The organism is Aurantimonas sp. A3-2-R12 (assembly GCF_036016755.1).
Classification (GTDB): Bacteria; Pseudomonadota; Alphaproteobacteria; order Rhizobiales; family Rhizobiaceae; genus Aurantimonas; species Aurantimonas coralicida_A.
The window spans coordinates 35,187-55,825 of sequence record NZ_JAYXIH010000008.1 but is presented as its reverse complement, the minus strand read 5'-3'; the positions used below and the strand labels follow the sequence as shown (position 1 = coordinate 55,825).

General features: G+C 63.3%; 20 protein-coding genes, 1 pseudogene and 1 riboswitch. Of the genes and pseudogenes, 6 read left to right on the top strand and 15 right to left on the bottom strand.

The window, feature by feature from the left end:
- Positions 1 to 319: 319 nt before the first annotated feature.
- The 7 genes from VSX60_RS06365 to VSX60_RS06335 are packed head-to-tail and all read right to left on the bottom strand — an operon-like array spanning position 320 to position 6,526.
- Positions 320 to 1,465 carry a CmpA/NrtA family ABC transporter substrate-binding protein gene (locus tag VSX60_RS06365; protein ID WP_327623314.1) on the bottom strand — a complete coding sequence of 382 codons (1,146 nt, stop codon included), beginning with the start codon at positions 1,463 to 1,465 and terminating at the stop codon, positions 320 to 322.
- Entirely contained in the window at positions 1,465 to 2,055 is a 591-nt protein-coding gene (locus VSX60_RS06360) for an ANTAR domain-containing response regulator (RefSeq protein ID WP_327623313.1), read from the bottom strand. The genes VSX60_RS06365 and VSX60_RS06360 overlap by 1 nt, the downstream gene beginning before the upstream one ends.
- A gap of 48 nt (positions 2,056 to 2,103) precedes the next feature.
- Complete coding sequence (locus VSX60_RS06355; RefSeq protein ID WP_327623312.1) at positions 2,104 to 2,592, bottom strand: hypothetical protein; 489 nt, start codon at positions 2,590 to 2,592, stop codon at positions 2,104 to 2,106.
- 21 nt (positions 2,593 to 2,613) lie between these two features.
- A complete protein-coding gene (locus VSX60_RS06350) occupies positions 2,614 to 3,825 on the bottom strand; it encodes an agmatinase family protein (RefSeq protein WP_327623366.1) in 1,212 nt (403 codons plus the stop codon).
- Complete coding sequence (locus tag VSX60_RS06345) at positions 3,818 to 4,615, bottom strand: ABC transporter ATP-binding protein (protein WP_327623311.1); 798 nt, start codon at positions 4,613 to 4,615, stop codon at positions 3,818 to 3,820. The genes VSX60_RS06350 and VSX60_RS06345 overlap by 8 nt, the downstream gene beginning before the upstream one ends.
- Positions 4,612 to 5,433, bottom strand: coding sequence for an ABC transporter permease (locus tag VSX60_RS06340; protein WP_327623310.1), 822 nt, complete (start codon positions 5,431 to 5,433; stop codon positions 4,612 to 4,614). The genes VSX60_RS06345 and VSX60_RS06340 overlap by 4 nt, the downstream gene beginning before the upstream one ends.
- Positions 5,434 to 5,458: 25 nt before the next feature.
- On the bottom strand, positions 5,459 to 6,526 hold the full coding sequence (locus VSX60_RS06335) for a putative urea ABC transporter substrate-binding protein (protein ID WP_327623309.1): 1,068 nt from the start codon (positions 6,524 to 6,526) through the stop codon (positions 5,459 to 5,461).
- 103 nt (positions 6,527 to 6,629) lie between these two features.
- Positions 6,630 to 6,732, bottom strand: a riboswitch (guanidine-I (ykkC/yxkD leader).
- 436 nt (positions 6,733 to 7,168) lie between these two features.
- Between VSX60_RS06335 and VSX60_RS06330 the strand changes: the two are divergent.
- Positions 7,169 to 7,416 (top strand): annotated as a pseudogene (locus tag VSX60_RS06330) (SDR family oxidoreductase); the annotation flags it as partial.
- A 133-nt stretch (positions 7,417 to 7,549) separates the two neighbouring features.
- Positions 7,550 to 7,705 carry a hypothetical protein gene (locus tag VSX60_RS06325; RefSeq protein ID WP_327623308.1) on the top strand — a complete coding sequence of 52 codons (156 nt, stop codon included), beginning with the start codon at positions 7,550 to 7,552 and terminating at the stop codon, positions 7,703 to 7,705.
- Between the two features lie 257 nt (positions 7,706 to 7,962).
- Here VSX60_RS06325 and VSX60_RS06320 read toward each other — a convergent pair whose 3' ends face one another.
- The 8 genes from VSX60_RS06320 to phaC form a co-directional block, all read right to left on the bottom strand.
- Positions 7,963 to 8,655: an RES family NAD+ phosphorylase gene (locus tag VSX60_RS06320; protein ID WP_327623307.1), complete on the bottom strand. Its 693-nt coding sequence runs from the start codon at positions 8,653 to 8,655 to the stop codon at positions 7,963 to 7,965.
- Positions 8,656 to 9,084 (bottom strand): antitoxin Xre-like helix-turn-helix domain-containing protein, encoded by a 429-nt coding sequence (locus tag VSX60_RS06315; protein ID WP_327623306.1) that lies wholly within the window; start codon positions 9,082 to 9,084, stop codon positions 8,656 to 8,658.
- Positions 9,085 to 9,505: 421 nt separating this feature from the next.
- Complete coding sequence (locus VSX60_RS06310) at positions 9,506 to 10,747, bottom strand: tyrosine-type recombinase/integrase (RefSeq protein ID WP_327623305.1); 1,242 nt, start codon at positions 10,745 to 10,747, stop codon at positions 9,506 to 9,508.
- Between the two features lie 174 nt (positions 10,748 to 10,921).
- A complete protein-coding gene (locus VSX60_RS06305) occupies positions 10,922 to 11,590 on the bottom strand; it encodes a JAB domain-containing protein (RefSeq protein WP_327623304.1) in 669 nt (222 codons plus the stop codon).
- 10 nt (positions 11,591 to 11,600) lie between these two features.
- Entirely contained in the window at positions 11,601 to 12,452 is an 852-nt protein-coding gene (gene map / locus VSX60_RS06300; RefSeq protein WP_327623303.1) for a type I methionyl aminopeptidase, read from the bottom strand.
- Positions 12,449 to 13,171, bottom strand: a complete 723-nt coding sequence (sfsA, locus tag VSX60_RS06295; protein WP_327623302.1) for a DNA/RNA nuclease SfsA — start codon at positions 13,169 to 13,171, stop codon at positions 12,449 to 12,451. Before sfsA ends, map begins: the two co-directional genes overlap by 4 nt.
- A 95-nt stretch (positions 13,172 to 13,266) precedes the next feature.
- The gene (locus VSX60_RS06290) at positions 13,267 to 14,265 is read right to left on the bottom strand and encodes a cyclase family protein (protein ID WP_327623301.1); all 999 of its coding nucleotides are present in this window, start codon (positions 14,263 to 14,265) and stop codon (positions 13,267 to 13,269) included.
- A 147-nt stretch (positions 14,266 to 14,412) separates the two neighbouring features.
- A complete protein-coding gene (gene phaC, locus VSX60_RS06285; protein ID WP_327623300.1) occupies positions 14,413 to 16,248 on the bottom strand; it encodes a class I poly(R)-hydroxyalkanoic acid synthase in 1,836 nt (611 codons plus the stop codon).
- Between the two features lie 181 nt (positions 16,249 to 16,429).
- Here phaC and VSX60_RS06280 point away from each other — a divergent pair, with 181 nt between their 5' ends.
- The 4 genes from VSX60_RS06280 (at position 16,430) to glpX (ending at position 20,611) form a co-directional block, all read left to right on the top strand.
- Positions 16,430 to 16,867, top strand: a complete 438-nt coding sequence (locus VSX60_RS06280; protein ID WP_327623299.1) for a hypothetical protein — start codon at positions 16,430 to 16,432, stop codon at positions 16,865 to 16,867.
- A gap of 58 nt (positions 16,868 to 16,925) precedes the next feature.
- Positions 16,926 to 18,143: an LL-diaminopimelate aminotransferase gene (locus VSX60_RS06275; RefSeq protein WP_327623298.1), complete on the top strand. Its 1,218-nt coding sequence runs from the start codon at positions 16,926 to 16,928 to the stop codon at positions 18,141 to 18,143.
- A gap of 37 nt (positions 18,144 to 18,180) precedes the next feature.
- Positions 18,181 to 19,485: a homoserine dehydrogenase gene (locus VSX60_RS06270; RefSeq protein ID WP_327623297.1), complete on the top strand. Its 1,305-nt coding sequence runs from the start codon at positions 18,181 to 18,183 to the stop codon at positions 19,483 to 19,485.
- Between the two features lie 136 nt (positions 19,486 to 19,621).
- On the top strand, positions 19,622 to 20,611 hold the full coding sequence (gene glpX / locus VSX60_RS06265) for a class II fructose-bisphosphatase (protein WP_327623296.1): 990 nt from the start codon (positions 19,622 to 19,624) through the stop codon (positions 20,609 to 20,611).
- The last annotated feature ends 28 nt before the right edge of the window (positions 20,612 to 20,639 follow it).

The following is a 20,639-nucleotide window of genomic DNA, read 5'->3' as shown; positions in this document are numbered from 1 at the left end:
GCCGCCCGGCAATGGTGCTGATGAAACGAAAAAAGGCTGCTCGACCCGTCGATGCCCCCGCTGTCGCGGGGCACTTCAAACGAAGTCGGCAGCCTTGCCGAAAACCGCCCGCCATTGGGCGTAAATTCCATTGGCCTGTGAGGCCCCGTCGGAGAAAACGACTGGTGATCAGCACCGCGCTTCGTCCGACAGGCCAATCTATACGGCCGCAAATTTCATGTTGCAATGCAAAAACAGCAAATTCTGCAATTTTTTTATACGCAGACATAAGTTGATCAAAAAATAAGCATAACGATGCGAGAGCGCGCAGCGAGCTTGCTCAATTCGACGCCGGATTCTCCTCGGCGACGTCATAGAGCCCCGCAGGCCGATCATTCTCGCTCAGCCTCCGTTTCGAATCGCGGTTCGGCGCAAGACGGCCAAGAGCCGCGTCATACGAGGCTGGGCTGAAGACCGCGGCCGCTTGGTCACGCGCGGTCTCGGAGTCGGTGGCGTCGCCCCAGCGGACCATTTGCCGAAACAGCCATTGGCCATGGTCCGGGTTCGGGCGGTTGGCATCCGCGCCGTGGAAGGTGACGAAGCCTTCGATGGCGCGCCGTTTTCCTGGTGCTGTCTCCAGGCGTCCTTCAAGGGCCGGCAGCAGGGCGCTCTCTGGAACATTGAGGTGTTCCTTTGCCGCGAGAAGGGCGGCGAGAGCCTCCCGGTTGTTCGGGTCTTCGCACCATGCGGCGGCATCATGAAGCGCGAGGATCAGTCGTGCGAGCACCTCACCGCGTGTTTTGGCGAAATGCGCAGAGACACCGAGGACTTTTTCGGGTCCACGTCGCCAGATCTCCGCCTTGCTGGTCACGATGTGGCCGGCGCCCCGGCGGACGGCAATCGTGCTCCACGGCTCGCCGACGCAGAATCCATCGATCTGCCCCGTCGCCAGCGCGTCGGGCATCAAGGGCGGCGGCACCACGGTGATGTCGATGTCCCGGTCGGGCCCGATCCCGGACGCCGCCAACCAGTAGCGCAGATCGTAATTGTGGCTGGAATGCCGATGGACGACGGCAAATCGGAGTGGTGGGCGACCGTCGCGGCGAGCCGCCTCGACGGTGCGGCACAGTGCCTGTCCCGCTGCGGCGGCACCGTCCATGACCGGGTCGGTGGTCGCCATCCTTTCCGCCACGGCATTGGAGACAGTCACCGCGTTGCCACCCAGCGCCAGGATGAACGGCGCGACCATCGGCACGGCGAGGGGGCCCAGGCCAAGGCTCGCGGCGATCGGCATCGGCGCCAGCATGTGCGCGGCGTCGAGCTGGCCGACGCCCATGCGGTCGCGGATCGTCGCCCACGAGGTTTCGCGGTTGAGGATGAGGCGGACATCCCTGGCCTCGGCGAAACCCTTGTCCGCGGCGACGAGCAGAACGGCGCTGTCGAGAAGTGGCAGGTAACCGGCGCGGATGTCGTCCAGCCGTGGCATCAATCGTCTCCTAGCAGGCTGTGGGCGCTGACGAGACCGCGGGCAACGTCGGCGAGGCGCCGGTTCTCGTTCATCGCCGTCTTCCGCAGCAGCCGATACGCGGATTCTTCGTCGAGGTTCTTCGCCTTCATCAGGATACCCTTCGCGCGGTCGATGATTTTTCTGTCGGCGAGTTCGGTGCGCGCGTCCTGAAGTTCCCGCGTCAGCCGGTTGAAGGCGTTAAAGCGCGAGATCGCCATGTCGAGGATCGGCTTGACGCGCTCCTTCTTGAGCCCGTCGACGATGTAGGCCGATACCCCCGCGTCCACTGCGGCGGCGATCGAGGCGGTGTCGGATCGATCGACGAACATGGCGATCGGTCGCTGGACGGATCGCGACACCTGAAAGAAATGCTCGAGCTGGTCCCTGTTGGGATTTTCGAGATCGAGGACGATGACGTCGGGATTCAGCGTCTCGATGCGGCGCACCAGGCCGGCCGTCTCCGTCACAACCTCGACCCGGGAGTGGCCCGCCTCGCGCAGCCCGTCCTCGATGATCGCCGCGCGCGCCCGGTTTTCATCGACCACGAGAATGGAAAGGGCAGCGCTCATCTCACGGGATCGCGCATACGGAGGGTGGCGCGGCAATACCACATCGCGTCAGCGTGTTGCGTCCAGCTTCGGCGCCAGCGCCCGCGCTTCCTCGAACGACAGGCTGCGCGTGGCCTTGCCGTCGAAATAGACGAAGGCGAGGGATTCGCGCCGGGACACCATCGCCGCCGGAAGCGGATCGTAGCGAAAGCTCTCGCCGCCGAGATGCGGCGCCAGCGCGCCGATGTCGACGACGTTTTCCTGCGCGACCCTGAGCAGGGACAGCGTACCACCGTCCCCGGCCACGGCGAGGAGCGGTATGCCGGTCAGCCGCAGGAAACTGGTCGGGTCCTTGACGGCGGGAAAGGCGTCGGTGAATGCCTTCTCCACCAGATCGAAATCCGGCTCGTGGGTGTGATCGTCAGCCGGATGCGCGGCGTCCGGCTCATGCGGCGTTTGCCACTGGGCCGTCGCCTCGGTGTGGTTGTGGCCACGGGGCGCCCGTGGCGGGTCGAAGGGGTGGAATTGGTCGTGATCGTGATCGTGGCCGCGATGCATGGTCGGTGCTCCCTCTCGCGATCAATAGGTGACCGGCTTGTCGATGATGCCCTTGTGCTTGCCCATGTTGCCATGGGCAACCATCGAGCCCAGCGCCTCGACGCAGACGCGGACGCCCATAAGGGCTGTGATGTCGGACGTGTCATAGGGCGGCGAGACCTCGACGACCTCCAGTCCGCAAATGCCGGGAGCGCAGACGAGGCCGAGGATTTTCAGCGCCTCGCGCGGCAGGAAGCCGCCCGGCTCGGGCCAGCCGGTGCCGGGCACGAAGCCGCAATCGAGCGAGTCGACGTCGAAGGAGACATAGACCGCGTCGGCGTCCTTCCAGGCGAGTTCGAGGGCGATTTCGGCGGTCTTTTCGAGGCCGTAGTTTTCGATGTCCTCGATGGTCAGGACATTGGTCTGACGGCGAAACGCCTCCTTGGCGCCCGGACGTGGCACCTGCCAGCCGCCGATGCCGAGTTGCACGAGGTTGACCGCCGGCACGTTCGGCAGATTGGTGGCCCAGAACCAGGGCGTCGTGTGCATGCGCTCGTCGAGATCCTTTTCCTGGATGTCGATGTGGCGGTCGAAATGAATGATGCCGATCCGCTTCGAGGTGCATTCGGCGATGCCCCGAACGCAGGGAAAGCCGATCGAATGGTCGCCGCCGAGCATGATCGGCACCGCGCCCGACGAAAACACGTGGCTGACGCCGCGCGAGATCTGATCGAAGCTCTTTTCGAGATTGCCCGGGATGGTGAACACGTCGCCGGCGTCGCACAGCGTCATCTGTTCGCGCAGGTCGACGCCGAGCTCGTAATTGTAGGTGGTGTAGAGTGAGGAGATGCGGCGGATGCCCTGCGGTCCGAAACGGGTGCCGGGCCGGTAGGTCGTGCCGCTATCGAACGGAATGCCGAGGACGGCGGCATCATATTTTCCGACGTCGCGGACGTTCTCGACATAGGGCGCCTTGAGGAAGGTGTTGATCCCGGCGAAATGCGGTAGTTCCCCGCGCGAAAAGGTCGGAATCGACTTGTCGGTGATAGAGTCGGCGCCGGGCAGCCCCATATCGAGCGCCCATTGAACCTCGCGCTTCCAGCCGTCGCCGGAAAGCTTGTCCTCGGCTTCGAGCGCCTTCCAGCCGCGCGTCGACTTGGCGTCGAAATTCGGGTGGTGCGCGCGCGCGCGTTCCCATTGCGGCGAGCGCGCGCCGGCCCTTCGCGTCGGGCGGGTCGGCTGTCGGTCAAGCATCATGTGTCGTGTCCTTGTTATTCAACGCGGCGATGGCAGCGACGGTGTTCTCGTCCGTCGTCCATCCTTCCCGGGTCTTCAGGGGTAGATCGTAGGTGATGGTGGCGCCGTAGGCGGCGGGGAACTGCGGGTCGTGGCGGACCTTGTCGAAAACGATCAGCCGTGTGCCGAGATCGAACGCTTCCTGGATGTCGTGGGTGACCATGAAGACGGTCATGCCGGTCTCGGTCCACAGGTCGAGGAGCATCGCCTGCATGTCCTTGCGCGTTCCCGGATCGAGCGCGCCGAAAGGCTCGTCGAGAAGCAGGATGCGCGGTCGCTTCAAGAGCGCCTGGCCGATGGCGAGGCGCTGCTGCATTCCGCCGGAGAGCTGGGCCGGATAGCGCTCGCTTGCGTGCGCGAGGCCGATCTTGTCCATCATCCGCTCAGCCATGTCCGCGGCTTCGCGGCGACGGCGGCCGAACAGCCGGGCGAGAAAGCGCGACCCGTCGAACTCGAAGGGCAGCATGAGATTCTGGTGCACGGTGAGATGCGGGAACACCGAGTATTTCTGGAACACCACGCCCCGGCCGGGGTCGGGCTCGGGCGCGATCACCGCGCCGTCGATGCTGATCTCGCCTGACGTCGGGGTTTCCTGGCCGAGCAACAGCCGCAGGAACGTGGATTTGCCGCAGCCGGAGGCGCCGACGATGGTCACGAACGAACCTTCGTCCACACCGAGATTGACGCGCTCCAGGATCGGCGCGTCGCCGTAGGTGACGGAAATCTTCCGTGCGTCGAGAAACCTCACAGGCGGTCTCCCGACAGATGCGCCCACGGAAACATCCGCCGCGATAAAAACGCCAGCGCCCGGTCGATGGCAAAGGCCAGAACGGTGATCCAGACGACGTAGGGCAGGATCACATCCATCGCGAGATAGCGGCGCACAAGAAAGATCCGGTAGCCGAGGCCGTCCGTTGCGGCGATCGCCTCGGCCGAGATGAGGAAGATCCAGGCCGGAACCAGGCCGAGCCGGATGGCGACCAGAAGCAGCGGTCCCATGCGCGGAAAGACGATCCGCGTCGCGATCTGCCAGGTGCTGGCGCCGAGCGTCTGCGCCTTGACGATCTCCTCCTGTGGGATGTCGAGCACGCCCTGCGCCAGCGCCCGCGTCATCAAAGGCGCGGTCCCGACCACGACGAGCCCGACCTTGGCCGCTTCGCCGAGGCCGAGGACGATGAACAGGATCGGCAGGATGGTGATCGGCGGGATCAGCGAGAAGGCCGAGACAAAGGGCGAAAACAGCGCGCGGGCTGTCGGGAGGATGCCGATCAGCGCGGCCAGGACGAAGGCGAGCGCCGCCGCGATGGCGATGCCGAGCCCGAGCCGTTCCAGGCTCGCCGCCGTATCCGTCCATAAGAGATAGTCGCCGGTCCGGTTGTCGGCGACCGCGGCCATCCGATACATCGCCTCGCCGATCGCCTGCAGCGACGGCAAGAGCTTGTCGGCGGGGTTGTCCGCCCGGCGAATGGCGCTGCCGGTCGCATAGGCGCCGACCGCGATCGCGAAGGGCAGGGCGCCCAGCGCGATCGCCGTCGCACGGCTTGGCTTGAGATTGATCAGCCGCATGGCGTCTCGTGCCTCGCCACGGTTCTTACAGCGCCGCGTCGGCGGCCATTTTCATCACGCTCGGGTCGTAGCGCAGCTTGATATTGTCCGCGTCGCCCGTCGTCTTGTCGCCAGGATAGGCGATTCCGACGAAATCGGCGCTCGGCGCGCCCTGGCCGAGAATCCCGTGGTCGAACAGGAATTTCGACACGAAGGTCATCGTCTTCGGCAGCTGTTCGGCTTCGGTGAAGGCGACGGCGTCCTTGGGATCGTAAAACATTGCCGTCGTGGCGAGTTGGGCCTTGTAGCCGGCGAGATCGGTGCCCGACGCCTCGGCCATCGCTTCGAGCGCGGCCTGGCCTTCAGGCGTGTCCGACTGCACCAGCGTCATCGTCTCGTACCAGGCGCCGACCAGCGCCTTGCCGAAGTCCGGATTGGCCTTGAGGGTCTCGGTGTTGACCACCATCAGATCGATGATCTCGCCGGGAATCTGCGAGGAATCGAAGACCTGGTGCGAATCCGGGGCAGCCGCGACCTCCGACAGGAGCGGGTTCCAGGTGACCACGGCGGTCACGTCCGGCGTCTGATAGGCGGCGACGAGATCGGCGTCGGAGGTATTGACGACGGTGATGTCGCGCTCGGACAGGTCGACGCTCTCCAGCGCGCGGGCGAGCAGGTAATGGGAGACGGACAGTTCGACGAGATTGACCTGCTGCCCCTGGATGGCGGCCAGTTGATCCTTGCCCTTGAGGACGATGCCGTCATTGCCGTTGGAATAGTCGCCGACGATCAGCGCCGTCGTGTCGACCCCGCCACCGGCCGGGATCGACAGGGCGTCCATGTTGGTCATGGTGCAGCCGTCGTACTGGCCGGCGGTATATTGGTTGATCGACTCGACATAGTCGTTGATCTGCACGGCCTCGATCGTCAGGCCGTAGGTGTCGGCCCATTTCTTCAGGATGCCGGAATCCTGCATGTAGCCCCAGGGCATCCAGCCGGCATAGATCGACCAGCAGACGGAGAACTCGGTCTTCTCCTGGGCGTTGGCGACGCCGCTCAAAGGGGGGGCGGAAAATGTGACGGCAAGGGCCAGTCCGGCGAGGAGGCGTCTCATGGGCATCGTCCTTCTTCGTCGCTGCGACCGCCATGCGACCGCGTTCGAAAATTGACGCGAAGAGGACCGGGAGACAGCCCGCGTCGCGCGGAACTGTGCGGCGTTCTCCCGGGATTTTGGCCCGCCGTGTCTCCCCGCAACTCACGGGGAGTGCGTCTCTCGGACCAGTCGCATCGCTCGATGCCGGAACCCTAGACGCACCGCACGAATGAGCCGAAGCAAGAGGTGTGCCACGTCGGGTATCCCCATTTTAGGTCGTTTGCTTATCTTGATCGACCGGCCCGCTGCCCACGTTGCGACCGGACGCTGCCTCGAAAAAGAGCAGACGCTGAATTTTGATGCTCCGGGTAAGATCATTCCCGGGACAGGTCGCCCTATGTCGACAAGCCCGTTGCGGTTTGACCATTTTTCCGTCGAGGAACAGAGCTCCGTGCTACCCGGCGCCTGCCTTCCGGAGATCCATGGAAGGCCTCGAGCAGGCGGTAACCGCAACAAAATGGACCAAACAAGGACCCATCGATCAAGGCGTGGGACTTGCGCCGAGGCCGATGTTCGGCTCAGCGTCCAGTGATTCCGGGAAATGCGATCAGCAGCCCGACCGCTAGCATCTGCATGGCAATAAAGGGGAGATGTCCCGTGAGTACGGACAATCCTACATGCCCTGGCATCATTGAAACCAAAATGTGGGCCTACAATGATACCGTCTGGGGCAAGCTTCTCGGCGACTACAAGCCGGGCGAACTGATGGCCGAATGGGTGGAGGGAATTCCGATGGGGGGGCGGGGTCGGGTGCGGACGTTGCCGGTCTCGTCGCATTCCTGGCATCGAAGGATGCCGCCTACATCACGGGGCAGACGATCAATGTCGATGGTGGGCTGATCATGTCCTAGAGGGATCGGGCCGCCTGGACGACTTAGAGGGTCTTCTCCACCAGCGCGCGCAGGTTCATCATGTCGTCGGTCATCGGTGGTCCTTTTCCGAAAAGGGTTGGCATTAACAACCAGACCCTACCGGAAAGCGCCGATGACCACCGCGCCGCCGCTCGCTCGCTACGGCGCGCTCGCGGGCAGCTTCGTTACCGCCGAGCTACACCACCTGTTGGGACACCACCGGTGGCGGATCGAAGTCGAGAATCCCATCCACTCATGCCGCCGGGAAATGAATCTTCCTCAAACCTGAACTTCGCGTCGAGCGTCGTCTTCTTATCCTTGAGTGAGAGAGGCGTTGGGCCTGATTCCGTTGCAAAATGAACTCGGTGCGCGTCCGACTCGCCGGAGCCTTTATTTATAGCATATTGGGAGGAGACTTCCCTTTGATCGCAATACTCGCACTATGAACTGAGTGTGTTCGCCTGGGTGCAGGACGCAGGGGCGGGAGTTCTGTCGTCGGCACCAGCGGCCCAGCCGATCTTTGATCGGGTAAGCTGAATCATGGGGTCAGATCGGTCCCTCTATTGCTGGCGTGGGACTACCGCGCCACGTCATACGATAGAGGGCACCCTGCCGCACCGATTGGACGGCAGCTGGCCTCAGCGCAACCAGGCAGATGCCGCCCTTATGCCTCACCGAAGGATATATGATGCCGTTTAGTCCAGCGGCGCGGGCGCCATCGGCCAGGGCGTTGCCCACGGGGTAAGCCTTCGCCTTGTCTGGATCGAGCGAAGGGTGACTAGGAAGTCGCCGGAGATCGAGGAACTCGCCAGCGAGGCTGCAGAACATTTCCGCATATTCGACGGTGGCGTTGAAGTCGCCGGCGTCGGCTAGTGCGTTCGTGAGATGATAGCCGACTTCATCCAGGCAGGTCGCAACGTCGAGCGCGGCGTACCAAGCACCGCGGTCGGCGCCGTTGAACCGGTTGGGTTGCTGCGGCTTGGCGTAGGCAAAGGACGCATTGATGAAGTGGGCATTGGGCAAATCGAAGACGAGTTCGTTGGCGGCAAGACCCGAAATGCCGCGGTCTTGGGCGATAAGCCGGGTGCTCGTTGCTCCTTCGATCTCGGCGAGGAGTTTGAGTTCATCATCGTCATCTACCAACGGTACAAGCACGGCCGCGCGAAGGCGCGCGGTCGTCACCAATCGGACAGTTTTCGGAAACGCCTCGGTGACGACGGGCACATCGTCGATCGACAATCACAGTCCTCCACGGACTGCATCGACATATCTGCGAACCTCAAGCATCTGGGGAATGCCGCCCTTCATCATCGAGCCGATGGGGCTCATGCGGGCGAAGAGGGGACCTTTGTTATCCAGCTTGGGCCAGCGATCAGCCATACCGTCGGCGAACAACAGGTGGAGGCCCTTGTAGATTCCGACCAAGGCCGAGATGCGCGTCAACTGATCCTGATTCAGGGACTTGTCTTTTTCCTGCTGCTTCAATCGCTCCCAAGTGCTTGTCGAAACGTCGAGCAGCGCTGCGGCCTGCTGGCCCGTGAGTTCCCACTGCTCGACGAGACGCTTGTAGGCCTTGAGCGCCACCTTCGACAGCCTGGCGCGATCAGCTTCGGCAGAAAAGTCTTGCCGTTCGGATAGGATGGGAAGTGTGCGGTCAGCCACTAGCATTGGAGTTCTCCATCACTTGACAGTGAATCTATACATCAGATGATGGTCGGATGTCCATAATGCAAGATTCGAGGCGGGGAGGCACCCCAAATAGGGAACTATGCGTCGCGATGGCGCCCGGCCGTCGACTCTTCGTCGACGATCCTCTGGAGGACAGCACGGTCCATTTCGGTAACACGAGAGCGCCTTGCGATCTCCGAAGCGACCTTGGCCCAATGCCAAAAGGCGGCACGGTCGCCTTGGGTCCGGCTGCGCGCAGCGCGGCGTTGTGCGGCATAATATGCGCGCGGTTCGTCGTCGTCGATCAGCCTGCGCGCATCGGCTTGCCAATGTCGCCTGACGGCTCGCCGGTGTTCGAGCCATCGGAAAAACGCACTGATCATTGTGACCTCGCACCCGCTTTCGGCGCGAGCATAGCGGGTTAGGTGGCCTCGTTGCACGATTTCCGCGCGAGGACCTTTCTGAGATAGGCGTCCCACTTCTTCATCGCGGCACGCTTCTGAGGCATGTAGTTCCAGCGGTCGTAACTCTTCGAACTGACATCCTGTAAGGCATGGTTCTGCAGGCGATCGCGCATTTCCTTGGAGATTCCGGCTTTGCCCGTGAGGGTCTTGAATGTTCTGCGCAGGTCGCGGTTGGTCGCGTAGGGTATTACCCCGCGATCCCGTTGCCGCCAGACGAAACTGTAGAGCGACCCGTGGCCGACCGGCCTTGATGAATCATTCGCCGATGGGAAATACCAGCCGTATTCGTTCGGGGTGATGGATTCGATCAGTTCGATTGCCAACGACGGAACCGGTACAGCGTGCGGCTGATCATTTTTTGTCTTCGACCAGTCGATTATCTTTTCGGCCGCATCCCATTGATCGACATGCAGACGCGCGATTTCCTCAACACGCTGGCCGGTCAGCATGATGAGCTGGATGGCGCGCGGATACGACGGATGCACCGGGACGTCGGGGCAGTCGAGCCACCAATAAAGGCGTGCGAACTCGTCCTCGTCCAACCAGCGTGTACCGCGAACCTTTGGCTCAGTTGGGATTGCGGATGCGGGATTGAACGGAATGTGGAAACGGCGCGGCGATTTGGTTCGATAGTCATGTTCGGATTTCATGCCCCAACTGTAGGCCGCGCGGACGTAGCTTCGGACATGATCGGCCATGGCGCGGGCGCCGCGCTCGTAGATGGGTCGAATAACCTCGACGATTTCTTCCGGCTCAATTTCGCGGGCCAGGCGATGGCGCCCGAGCGTGTTCGCGATCTTGTTGAGACCCTTTTCTGTTTCCTTCCAGGAGGGCTTGCCCGCAGCCTTGAGGGCAGCGACATAGCCTGCGAACAGATCTGCGACGGTTCCAGGTCGAGTATCCACCGCGATCTTGATGCTGCGACCCTTCTGGATGATCTTTGCGAAATCGCGCTCAAATATCTCGCGCGCGTTGGCGAGAGACATCGCCGGGTAGGCACCGATCTTCTTTTTGACCCGCTTTTTGTCGCGCCATTGCTGCACCATCCAGTCGGCCGTCACGCGGGTCGGCATTGGCTTTAGGATCATGATAAGACGGCCGGTGCCGTGTCCGTCGCCATCAACGAGTGTTTCTTGCTTGGCGCTTTGTTCGACACGCTTGATTGCGGAGCGGATTTCTCCATCGGCGATAGTCGGCATCCTGCTCTCCCCTTGAGTTGAGAAGTGGGATTTGCCGACGGGTGATAAGTGGGTTTGTTCCCACCGAAAAATGGGTGTCGGCAACTGGGGTCGGTAGGGGGGATGACCCCCCGAAAACCACCCCGAATTTGCCACACTATCCGGGATTACGACAAGTAAAAAAATATAGGTGAATCAGTTGGATAGAGCGTGATCCTGCGTGATCGAAATAGGCCATTTTGTATGATTGTGGACGAGGATGATCGCGGTCGCCGACAATTCGAGCGCGCGTTTGACCACCTCGCGCGGATAGACCGGCGTATGGTCGACGGTGCCCGTGCTCTGCACCTCGTCGGCGATCAGGGCGTTCTTCCGGTCGAGGAACAGGATGCGGAATTGCTCTCGCGTCTCGTAGGCCATCGCCGCCTTGCAATAGTCGAGAACCGCCGCCCAGGACGACAGCACCTCGCGGCTTTTCACCGCCGATCGCATCGCCCGCTGGTTGACCGCCGCGACGATGGCGATATCGAGCGCCACAGCGTCCCTGGCCCCTGGCACCTCCATCAGCCGGCGCGGCGGCGCGTTCAGCACCTCCGCCAGCGAACCGAACCGGGCGATCAGCGCCTTGGCGATCGGCTTGACGTCACGGCGAGGGATGGTGCGAAAGAGGATCAGTTCCAGCAATTCGTAATCGGCCAGCGCCGTGGCGCCGGCGTCGCTGAACCGCTCGCGCAGGCGATCGCGGTGGCCGTCGTGGTGCTTGGGCGCAGGCTTGGCGTGGCCGGCGGCAGCCGTCGTTCGCGGTGAAGGAGCCTCGCCGAGGCCGGGAAAATCCGGTTCGTCGTCGGAGCCGGAATGCGTCATCGCCGGGCGGCTATTCCGCCGCGCCGGCTAAGGGCTCGACCGTCAGCCCCGGCGTGTCGAGCCCGGCGGGCGACAGGGTGAAGACCTCGCAGCCGGTCTCGGTCACGCCGACCGTGTGTTCGTACTGGGCCGACAGCGAGCGGTCGCGGGTGACGGCGGTCCAGCCGTCGGAAAGGATCTTCACATGCGGCCGGCCGATATTGATCATCGGCTCGATGGTGAAGACCATGCCGGGGCGCATTTCCGGTCCTTCGCCCCGCCGGCCGTAGTGCAGGATATTCGGCGCATCGTGGAACAGCTTGCCGACGCCATGACCGCAGAAATCGCGCACGACCGAGCAACGCTCGGATTCCGCGTAGGTCTGGATCGCCTCGCCGAGGTCGCCGGTATGGCCGCCCGGACGCACGGCCTCGATACCGAGCAGCAGCGAACGATAGGTGATGCCGCACAACCGCTCGGCGGCGCGCTTGACGCGGCCGACCGGGTACATGCGCGAGGAATCGCCATGGTATCCGTCGTGAATGAAGGTCACGTCGATATTGACGATGTCGCCTTCCTTTAGCGGCTTGTCGTTGGGTATGCCGTGGCAGACCACATGATTGATCGAGGTGCAGACGCTCTTGCCGTAGCCGCGATAGTTCAGCGTCGCCGGAAAGGCGTTGTTGGCGAGCGCGAAGTCCACGACATAGCGGTCGATCGTCTCGGTTGTCACGCCCGGCTCGACGATGGCGGCAAGGCCGTCGAGACAGCGCGCGGTGAGCTGGCAGGCCCGCCGCATCCCCTCGAACGCCGCGGCGTCGTACAGGCGGATGGCGCCGGAGTTGCGGGTCGGGTTCGGTTCGGCTTCGAGATAAGTGGTCATGTTCGGGATGCGGTATCGACGATCGGAAGGGCGGTCACGGGACGGATGGCTGTCAAGCTGATGTCGCATCGAACGGCATGGGCTTCAACCCCTCGTGCGCGCGCGACGGCGAATGCGGCGGCGTAGGCCGGGTCCAGATCGGCGGCGAAGGCCACACGGTCGCAGTCCGCCCTTTGTACCACGTAGAGCATGATTGCCCGCTCGCCGGCCGTGACGCGGTCGCCGAGTTCGACGAGATGCTTGGCGCCGCGCGTGGTCACGCAGTCGGGAAATTCGGCGAGGCCCGGTTGGCGCATCAGGTGGACATTCTTGACCTCGACATAGACCGGCTGTCCCTCAGGATCGGTATAGAGAAGGTCGACGCGGGAGTTGCGGCCGTATTTGACTTCGCGCCGCGCCGCTCCGAATGCTGCCAGCGGCGGCACGAGCCCCGACGCGATCGCTTCTTCGGCGAGTCGGTTCGGCAGGGCGGTATTGAGGCCGACGAGGGTTCCGTCCGCTTCGATGATCTCCAGCGTCAGGGGAAGCTTGCGGGCGGGATTGGCCGACCGCGACAGCCAGACCCGCGATCCTTCCGCCTTGAGCCCCAGCATCGCGCCGGGGTTCGGGCAGTGGACGGTGACCGGATCGCTCTCGCCGTCGATCTGGACGTCGGCGAGAAAGCGCTTGTAGCGGCGCAGAAGGCGGGCCGGTATGAGCGGGGAGGGGAAGGCGACCATAGGCCCGCCGATAGCGGCGGCGGGACACTCCCGTCAATGCCCGTGTCCGCAGCCCGTCTTGGGCCGCGAACTGTCGTGATCGCCTCCCGCGCCGATCAGCGCACCGCCGTCGGGTTGATGATGGCCTGCACGCCGCCGGTGAATTTTGACTGGCCGAGCACGAACATGAACTCCCAGGCGTCGTCCGCGACGAGTTCGGCAGTGTCCATGTTCTCCAGAATGAAGACGCCGTTGCGCGGGATCAGGATCTGATGCACCTCGAAGATGCCGACGCCTTCCTCGAAGGGCACCGCTTCGAGCCCCCAGCTGTCGGCTCCGACGGCGACCACGTTCTTTCCAACGAGATACTCGGCGCCGTCCTTGCCCAGCCCCGGCTCGCCCTTGATGTAGCGCTCGTCGTCATTGCCCACGAGCGAAAGCCAGCCGGTATGGAAGAGAACGACGTCGCCCTCGCGAATCTCGACGCCCTGCTTTTCGGCCTGGGCCTCGATCTCCTCGCGATTGAAGGCCGTGCCCGCTTCGAGCACGTCCATGCCGAAGTGATCCGTCATATCGAGAACGATGCCGCGGGTGACGATATTCGGGATCGTCTCCACACCAAGCTTGGTCAGCCCGTCGGCCTGGACGAAGTCGCTGTTTTTGTTGCAATTGTAGTAGACATTGTCGATGCCGATATGGCCGAGGCCGTCGATTTGCGAGCCGGTCCCGACATAGCCCATGTAGATGTCGTCATTGTAGTTGGTCTTGGTCGGGCCAAGACCGATACCGCCGACCTGACCCGGCTGGTTGATCACCAGCGCCCATGAGCGGGAGCCGAATGCCGGCGTCTTGGAATTGGTCTCCGCGCCGAGGGAATAGACCTTACCGGTCTTCACCAGCTTGGCGGCCTCAAGCGCCATCTCAGGGGTCAGCAGATTGGCCGCCCCGATCTCGTCGTCAGGTCCCCATTTGGATTGGCACCATTCGTCCGGCTGGGCCGCGGCCTGCGCTTCCGGCTGGTCGGGTGTCTGGTTGTCCTGTTGTGCCCTGGCGGGCGCCGACAAGACTCCCGCTGCCAGCATGGCCACAAGACCGGTTTTCGCGAATTTGTTCATGTCGTCCTCCCCTTTGTGATTTTCGGTTTTCGTTCCCGTTCTATCGGTGGGCCGGCCGCAACCCTTCCGCCTCGGCTGTCAGCCGACCGTCCTCCTCCAATGCGATCGGACGGGAACTCCAATATCCGTTCGGCCCACCCGCCTGTGCTAAACCCTGACCTTCACATAGCTTCCCGGCGCATCCTCGATCGGTTTCAGCTTGCGACCGCCAGGCTTGCGCGCCTTGACGCGATTGCCAGACTTTTCGGTGATCCATTCCTGCCAGTGCGGCCACCAGGAACCTGCTGTTTCGTTCGCCGCGAGCAGCCAATCTTCGTAGGCCGCGACCTTCTTCGGCGTCGGACCCGTCCAGTACTGATATTTCTTCTTGGCGGGCGGATTGATGACGCCGGCGATATGGCCAGAGCCGGACAGGACGTAGGTGACATCCGAACCAAAGGCGCGACTGCCGACGAAGACGCTGCGGGCCGGCGCGATGTGGTCCTCCTTGGTGGCCAGATTGTAGATCGGGACGTTGACCGTCGACAGGTCGAGGCGTTTGCCGTCGATTTCCATCGTGCCCCGCGACAGCCGGTTTTCCAGATAGCAACTGCGCAGATAAAACAGATGGTTCGCCTTCGGCATGCGGGTGGAATCGGCGTTCCAGTAGAGCAGGTCGAATGGCATCGGCTCCTTGCCGCGAAGATAGTTGTTGACGAAATACGGCCAGATCAGATCGCCAGACCGCAGCAGATTGAACGCCGTGGCCATCTGCGAGCCGTCGAGATAGCCCTTCTTGCCCATCGTGCGTTCCAGCGTCTGCAACTGGGCCTCGTCGACAAAGACCTTCAGGTCACCGGCGTGGGTGAAATCGACCTGAGTGGTCAGAAATGTCGCGCTGGCTATGCGCTCGTCGCCGCTGGCTTTCAGATAGGCGAGGGTGGCGGCGAGCAGCGTGCCGCCGACGCAATAGCCGATCGTGTTGACCTCGCCGACGCCGGTGGCGGCCTCGGCTGTGTCGATGCCGAAGACGATGCCCTCCTCGATGTAATCGCTCCAGCCCTTCTCCGCCTGCTTGTCGTCCGGGTTAACCCAGGAGATGACGAAAACGGTATGGCCCTTTTCGACCAGCCATTTGATGAAGGATTTTTCAGGGTTGAGATCGAGAATATAGAACTTGTTGATCCAAGGCGGCACGATGAGAAGCGGCCGCTTGAACACCGTCTCGGTCTCCGGCGCATATTGAATGATCTGGCAGACGTCGTTCTGCGCCACTACCTTGCCCGGCGTCAGGGCCATGTCGCGGCCGACCTCGAACGAGGAGTCTTCGGACTGCCGCAGCCGCAGATTGCCGCCGCCGGCCGCCATGTCCTCCGCGAACATCTTCATGCCGCGCACGAGGTTTTCCCCGTTCGAGGCGACCGTCTCGCGATAGAGCTCGGGATTGGTGGCAATGAAATTGGATGGAGACAGCGCGTTCGACACCTGCTTCATGTAGAAAGCGGCCTTGTGGCGCGTGTGCGGGTCCAGACCTTCGGTCTTGTCGACCAGATCCTCGGCCCATTGCGCGGTCAGGAGATAGGCCTGCTTGACGAAGTCGAAGAACAGATTGCTGTTCCATTCCGTGTCGGCGAAGCGCTTGTCGCCGGGCTGCGGCTCGACCGGGCTCAACGCCGTCTCGCCGGACATGCGGCGGATCGAATTGTTCCAGACGTCCATGTAGCCGGTGAACAGGCTGGTCTGCGCCTCGACCGCGCGACCGGGATCAGTTAGCCAATAGTCGGAGATTTTCGAAAGGGTCTGGACCATTTCGTCCATGGAGACAGGACCGGCGTCGAATTCTCCCTTCTCGCGCGGCTCCACCCAGGCTGCCGCCGCCTTGCCCAACTGCTCCAGCACCCGCGCCATATTCAGGGCAAAGGCTTGTGGGTCCTTCACCACGTATTCCTCGCCGGTGCCGGTCTTGTCGATGCCGCCGAGCTCTGCCGATCGCTTGGTTGTCATCGTGCTTTCCTCCTGTCGAGGCTGCCGTTTTCTCCGTCCGGGCCTCGCTACGCTGCGTCGCGCGGGTGCATTGTGACCGCACCTTGGTCCATGAACAATCGATCGGCGGGATTTTGTAAATGCCGTTCCTGTAGGATATGACACAGTGCGCCGTTTCAAGAAGGCCTGATACCGACCTGCGATGATTACGCTTTCAGTTCTTCGGCCGCTTGCGGTCCTTGCGGTGCTTTTGCCGGCAGCCGCATGCCAGTCGATCTTTCCGGACGAGGAGGATCCATCGCTGGCCGCCCTGCGGGCGCAGGCGGCGGCGCCGGTCACCTCCTCGCAGCGGTTCGACAGCGACGGCTATCCGCTTCTCGGCGCCTATCCCGACACGGCGGCGCCGCAACTGACCGACGCGCAAGTTCGGGCGCAGCAGTCGCGTCTCAATGCACAGGCCAGCCAGCGCGCATCCGCCGCGACGTCGAGCAGCTATCCCTCCGAAATCGCTCGACTGGAAGGCGTTCGACGCAAGCAGGCGGCCGACGTCGATGCGGCGCTCGCGGCCAAGCCGACGCCGAACGCTCAGCCAACACTGAGTCCCGAAGAGGTGTTGCGGCAGATCGAGGCGGGGCAGTAGACCCGCGTCGTTCGCCGCTTCCTTCCCGCAACCAGCGCCACGCCGCGGAACGAAAACCATGGAAGAATTTCACAAAGTTCGCCGACTGCCGCCCTACGTGTTCGAGGAGGTCAACCGGCTCAAGGCGACGGCGCGGGCCAACGGTGCCGACATCATCGATCTCGGCATGGGCAACCCCGACCTCGCGACGCCGAAATTCATCGTCGACAAGCTGTGCGAGGTCATTCGCGATCCGCGCACGCACCGCTATTCGGCGTCCAAGGGCATCGGGGGGCTGCGCAAGGCGCAGGCGAAATACTACGCGCGCCGGTTCGGCGTGACGCTCGATCCGAACACGCAGGTTGTCGCGACGCTCGGTTCGAAGGAAGGCTTCGCCAACATGGCGCAGGCCATCACTGCGCCTGGCGACGTGGTGCTATGCCCCAATCCGACCTATCCGATCCATGCCTTCGGCTTCATCATGTCCGGCGGAACGATTCGCGCGATTCCGGCCAAGCCGGACGCGGATTTCATGGTCGCCATCGACCGAGCCGTCCGTCATTCGATCCCGAAACCGATCGCGATCATTCTCAATTATCCGTCCAACCCCACGGCCTTCGAGGCCGATCTCGATTTCTATCGCGAGATCGTCGCCTTCGCCCGCAAGCACGAGATCATCGTCCTGTCCGATCTTGCCTATGCCGAGATCTATTTCGACGGTCCGCCGCCGCCCTCGATCCTCCAGGTTGAGGGAGCCATGGACGTCGCCGTCGAATTCACCTCGATGTCGAAAACCTTTTCGATGCCAGGATGGCGCATGGGCTTTGCCGTCGGCAACGAGCGCTTGCTGGCCGCATTGGCCCGGGTCAAATCCTATCTCGATTACGGCGCCTTCACCCCGATCCAGGTAGCCGCGACCGCGGCCCTGAATGCCGGCGAGGAGGCCACGCGGGAGGTGCGCGAGATCTACCACCGGCGCCGCGATGTGCTCGTCGAATCGTTCACGCGGGCCGGCTGGCCGGTTCCCGCGCCGTCATCGACGATGTTCGCCTGGGCACCGCTGCCGGCGGCGTATCGCGACCTCGGCTCGCTCGAATTCTCCAAGCTTTTGATCGAAAAGGCCGACGTGGCCGTCGCGCCCGGCATCGGCTTCGGCGAACACGGCGACGAGCATGTGCGCATCGCATTGGTCGAAAACGAGCATCGCATCCGACAGGCGGCGCGCAACATCCGCCGCTTCCTTGCCAGCGGCGACGAAGCCGGGCAGAAGGTCGTTTCCCTCGGCGCCCATTTGTGAACGGCGCCAAAACGACGCGAACAGTCACAAGGTGCTCATGAAAAGCCCATTGCGGCTCGGCCTTGCCGGGCTAGGAACGGTCGGCGCGAGCCTCGCGCGGCTCATCGAGACCAAGTCGGAAACCTTGGCGAACCGGGTCGGTCGGCCGATTGAACTGGCCGGCATCTCGGCGCGCGACCGATTGAAGGATCGTGGTTTCGACACATCGCAACTCGCCTGGTTCGATGATCCTGTCGCATTGGCGAAAAACGGCGACATCGACGTTTTCGTCGAATTGATCGGCGGAGATACCGGGCCCGCATTGGAAGCGGTGACGGCCGCGCTGGGGCGCGGCTTGCCGGTGGTTACCGCCAACAAGGCCTTGCTGGCGCATCATGGCGTGGCGCTCGCCACGCTGGCGGCGCGAAACGAGACCGAGATCTTGTTCGAGGCAGCCGTCGCGGGCGGCATCCCGATCATCAAGACGATGCGCGAGGCGCTGTCGGGCAATGACGTCAGCCGCGTCTACGGCATTCTCAACGGCACCTGCAATTATATGCTGACGCGCATGGAGAACGAGGGCATCGCGTTCGACGATTGCCTGAAGGACGCCCAGCGGCTCGGTTATGCCGAAGCCGACCCGACCTTCGATATCGGCGGATTCGACGCCGCCCACAAGCTGGCGATCCTCACCTCGCTCGCCTTCGGTTGCGAGATCGATCTCGACAGCGTGTTCATCGAGGGTATTTCGTCGGTCACCAATGACGACATCGAAGCGGCAGCGGAACTCGGCTATCGCATCAAGCTTCTGGCGGTGGCGCAACTGACCGAGACGGGGATTGAGCAGCGGGTGCACCCGACGATGATCCCGGCGCATTCGGCGCTCGCGCAGGTGGACGGCGTGACCAACGCCGTCGCCGTCGACAGCGATCTCCTTGGTTCGATCCTGCTCGCCGGCCCCGGCGCCGGCGGCGATGCGACGGCCTCGGCGGTTCTTTCCGACATCATGGATGTCGCCGGTGGCGTGCTTCCGCCGACCCTCGGGCTGCCGCCGGCAAAGCTCGTTCCCTACAAGCGGGCGCGGATGCGCGCTCACGAAGGCGGCTACTACATTCGCTTGTCGGTCTATGACCGGGTCGGCGCCTTCGCGTCGATCGCCCGGCGCATGGCCGAGAACGAAATCTCACTGGAATCGATCGTCCAGCGGCGACGCGAGGACTCTGGCGACGCGACGACCGCGCCGGTCATTCTCGTCACCCACGAAACCACGGAAGCCGCCGTGCGCAAGGCGCTGGAGCTCGTCTCCAAGGACGGGCATCTCAAGGATGAGCCGAAGATGATCCGGATCGAGGCGCTGGACTGACAGGGGCGGCTCTGCCTGGCGGCGTTGCCATCCGCGCCAGGCGGATGACATTGCGTTTTCACCGTCGCCGGGCATATCAGGCTTGTAATCCGACGCGGGATCGAATCGTGTGGGGTTGGCCATGAAGGGAACGGACATGACCGACAGCAGCAGCGGCGGCGAAACGCTGGATCGGGTTCTCACTCTCGAAATCGCCCGGGTGACCGAAATGGCGGCCGTCGCCGCGGCGAATTTGCGCGGACGCGGCGATGAAAAGGCCGCGGATCAGGCGGCGGTCGACGCCATGCGCAGCGAACTGAATGGGCTCGCCATCGACGGACTCATCGTCATTGGGGAAGGCGAACGCGACGAGGCGCCGATGCTGTTCATCGGCGAGGAAGTCGGCACCAAAGACGGCCCGAAGGTCGATATTGCCCTCGATCCGCTCGAGGGCACGACGGTATGTGCCAAGAACCTGCCGAACTCGCTGGCGGTGATCGCCATGGCGGTGCGCGGCAGCCTCCTGAACGCCCCCGACGTCTATATGGAGAAGATCGCGATCGGTCCGGGGTACGACGACGGCATCGTCGATCTGTCCCGTTCGCCGGAGGAAAACCTGCAGGCCCTGGCGAAGGCCAAGGGCGTTGCGGTCTCGGAAATCACCGCCTGCATACTCGATCGCCCGCGGCATGCGGCGCTGATCGAAGCGGTGCGCGAGGTGGGCGCGGCGATCCGGTTGATCGGCGACGGCGACGTGGCCGGCGTGATTCATACGACGGATCCAGAGGAAACCGGCATCGACATCTATATGGGCATCGGCGGCGCGCCGGAAGGCGTGCTGGCGGCGGCGGCCCTGCGGTGCACCGGTGGGCAGATGCAGGGGCGCTTGCAGCTCAACACCAACGAGAAACGCGCGCGTGCCGAAAAGATGGGCATCTCCGATCCGTACCGGGTCTATAGCGCCGAGGAGATGGCTGCTGGCGATGTCATCTTCGCGGCGACCGGCGTGACCGATGGCAACCTTCTTGACGGTGTTCGCTTCTACCGCGACCGCATCACCACCCACACGCTGGTGATGCGGTCGCACTCGCGCACCATTCGCGAGGTGCGGGCGCAGCATCACGGCCGATCGAAATTCGGCCTCTGAGCAAAAGCCGCCGGGCGGGTTGCACGTC

Bases quoted from the DNA above. Each gene is read 5' to 3' on its own strand.
- VSX60_RS06365 (WP_327623314.1), bottom strand. From the start codon at position 1,465: ATGCCACGGCTGGACGACATCCGCGCCGGTTACCTGCCACTTCTCGAC.
- VSX60_RS06360 (WP_327623313.1), bottom strand. From the start codon at position 2,055: ATGAGCGCTGCCCTTTCCATTCTCGTGGTCGATGAAAACCGGGCGCGC.
- VSX60_RS06355 (WP_327623312.1), bottom strand. From the start codon at position 2,592: ATGCATCGCGGCCACGATCACGATCACGACCAATTCCACCCCTTCGAC.
- VSX60_RS06350 (WP_327623366.1), bottom strand. From the start codon at position 3,825: ATGCTTGACCGACAGCCGACCCGCCCGACGCGAAGGGCCGGCGCGCGC.
- VSX60_RS06340 (WP_327623310.1), bottom strand. From the start codon at position 5,433: ATGCGGCTGATCAATCTCAAGCCAAGCCGTGCGACGGCGATCGCGCTG.
- VSX60_RS06335 (WP_327623309.1), bottom strand. From the start codon at position 6,526: ATGAGACGCCTCCTCGCCGGACTGGCCCTTGCCGTCACATTTTCCGCC.
- VSX60_RS06325 (WP_327623308.1), top strand. From the start codon at position 7,550: ATGACCACCGCGCCGCCGCTCGCTCGCTACGGCGCGCTCGCGGGCAGC.
- VSX60_RS06315 (WP_327623306.1), bottom strand. From the start codon at position 9,084: ATGCTAGTGGCTGACCGCACACTTCCCATCCTATCCGAACGGCAAGAC.
- VSX60_RS06310 (WP_327623305.1), bottom strand. From the start codon at position 10,747: ATGCCGACTATCGCCGATGGAGAAATCCGCTCCGCAATCAAGCGTGTC.
- VSX60_RS06305 (WP_327623304.1), bottom strand. From the start codon at position 11,590: ATGACGCATTCCGGCTCCGACGACGAACCGGATTTTCCCGGCCTCGGC.
- map (WP_327623303.1), bottom strand. From the start codon at position 12,452: ATGACCACTTATCTCGAAGCCGAACCGAACCCGACCCGCAACTCCGGC.
- sfsA (WP_327623302.1), bottom strand. From the start codon at position 13,171: ATGGTCGCCTTCCCCTCCCCGCTCATACCGGCCCGCCTTCTGCGCCGC.
- VSX60_RS06290 (WP_327623301.1), bottom strand. From the start codon at position 14,265: ATGAACAAATTCGCGAAAACCGGTCTTGTGGCCATGCTGGCAGCGGGA.
- phaC (WP_327623300.1), bottom strand. From the start codon at position 16,248: ATGACAACCAAGCGATCGGCAGAGCTCGGCGGCATCGACAAGACCGGC.
- VSX60_RS06280 (WP_327623299.1), top strand. From the start codon at position 16,430: ATGATTACGCTTTCAGTTCTTCGGCCGCTTGCGGTCCTTGCGGTGCTT.
- VSX60_RS06275 (WP_327623298.1), top strand. From the start codon at position 16,926: ATGGAAGAATTTCACAAAGTTCGCCGACTGCCGCCCTACGTGTTCGAG.
- VSX60_RS06270 (WP_327623297.1), top strand. From the start codon at position 18,181: ATGAAAAGCCCATTGCGGCTCGGCCTTGCCGGGCTAGGAACGGTCGGC.
- glpX (WP_327623296.1), top strand. From the start codon at position 19,622: ATGACCGACAGCAGCAGCGGCGGCGAAACGCTGGATCGGGTTCTCACT.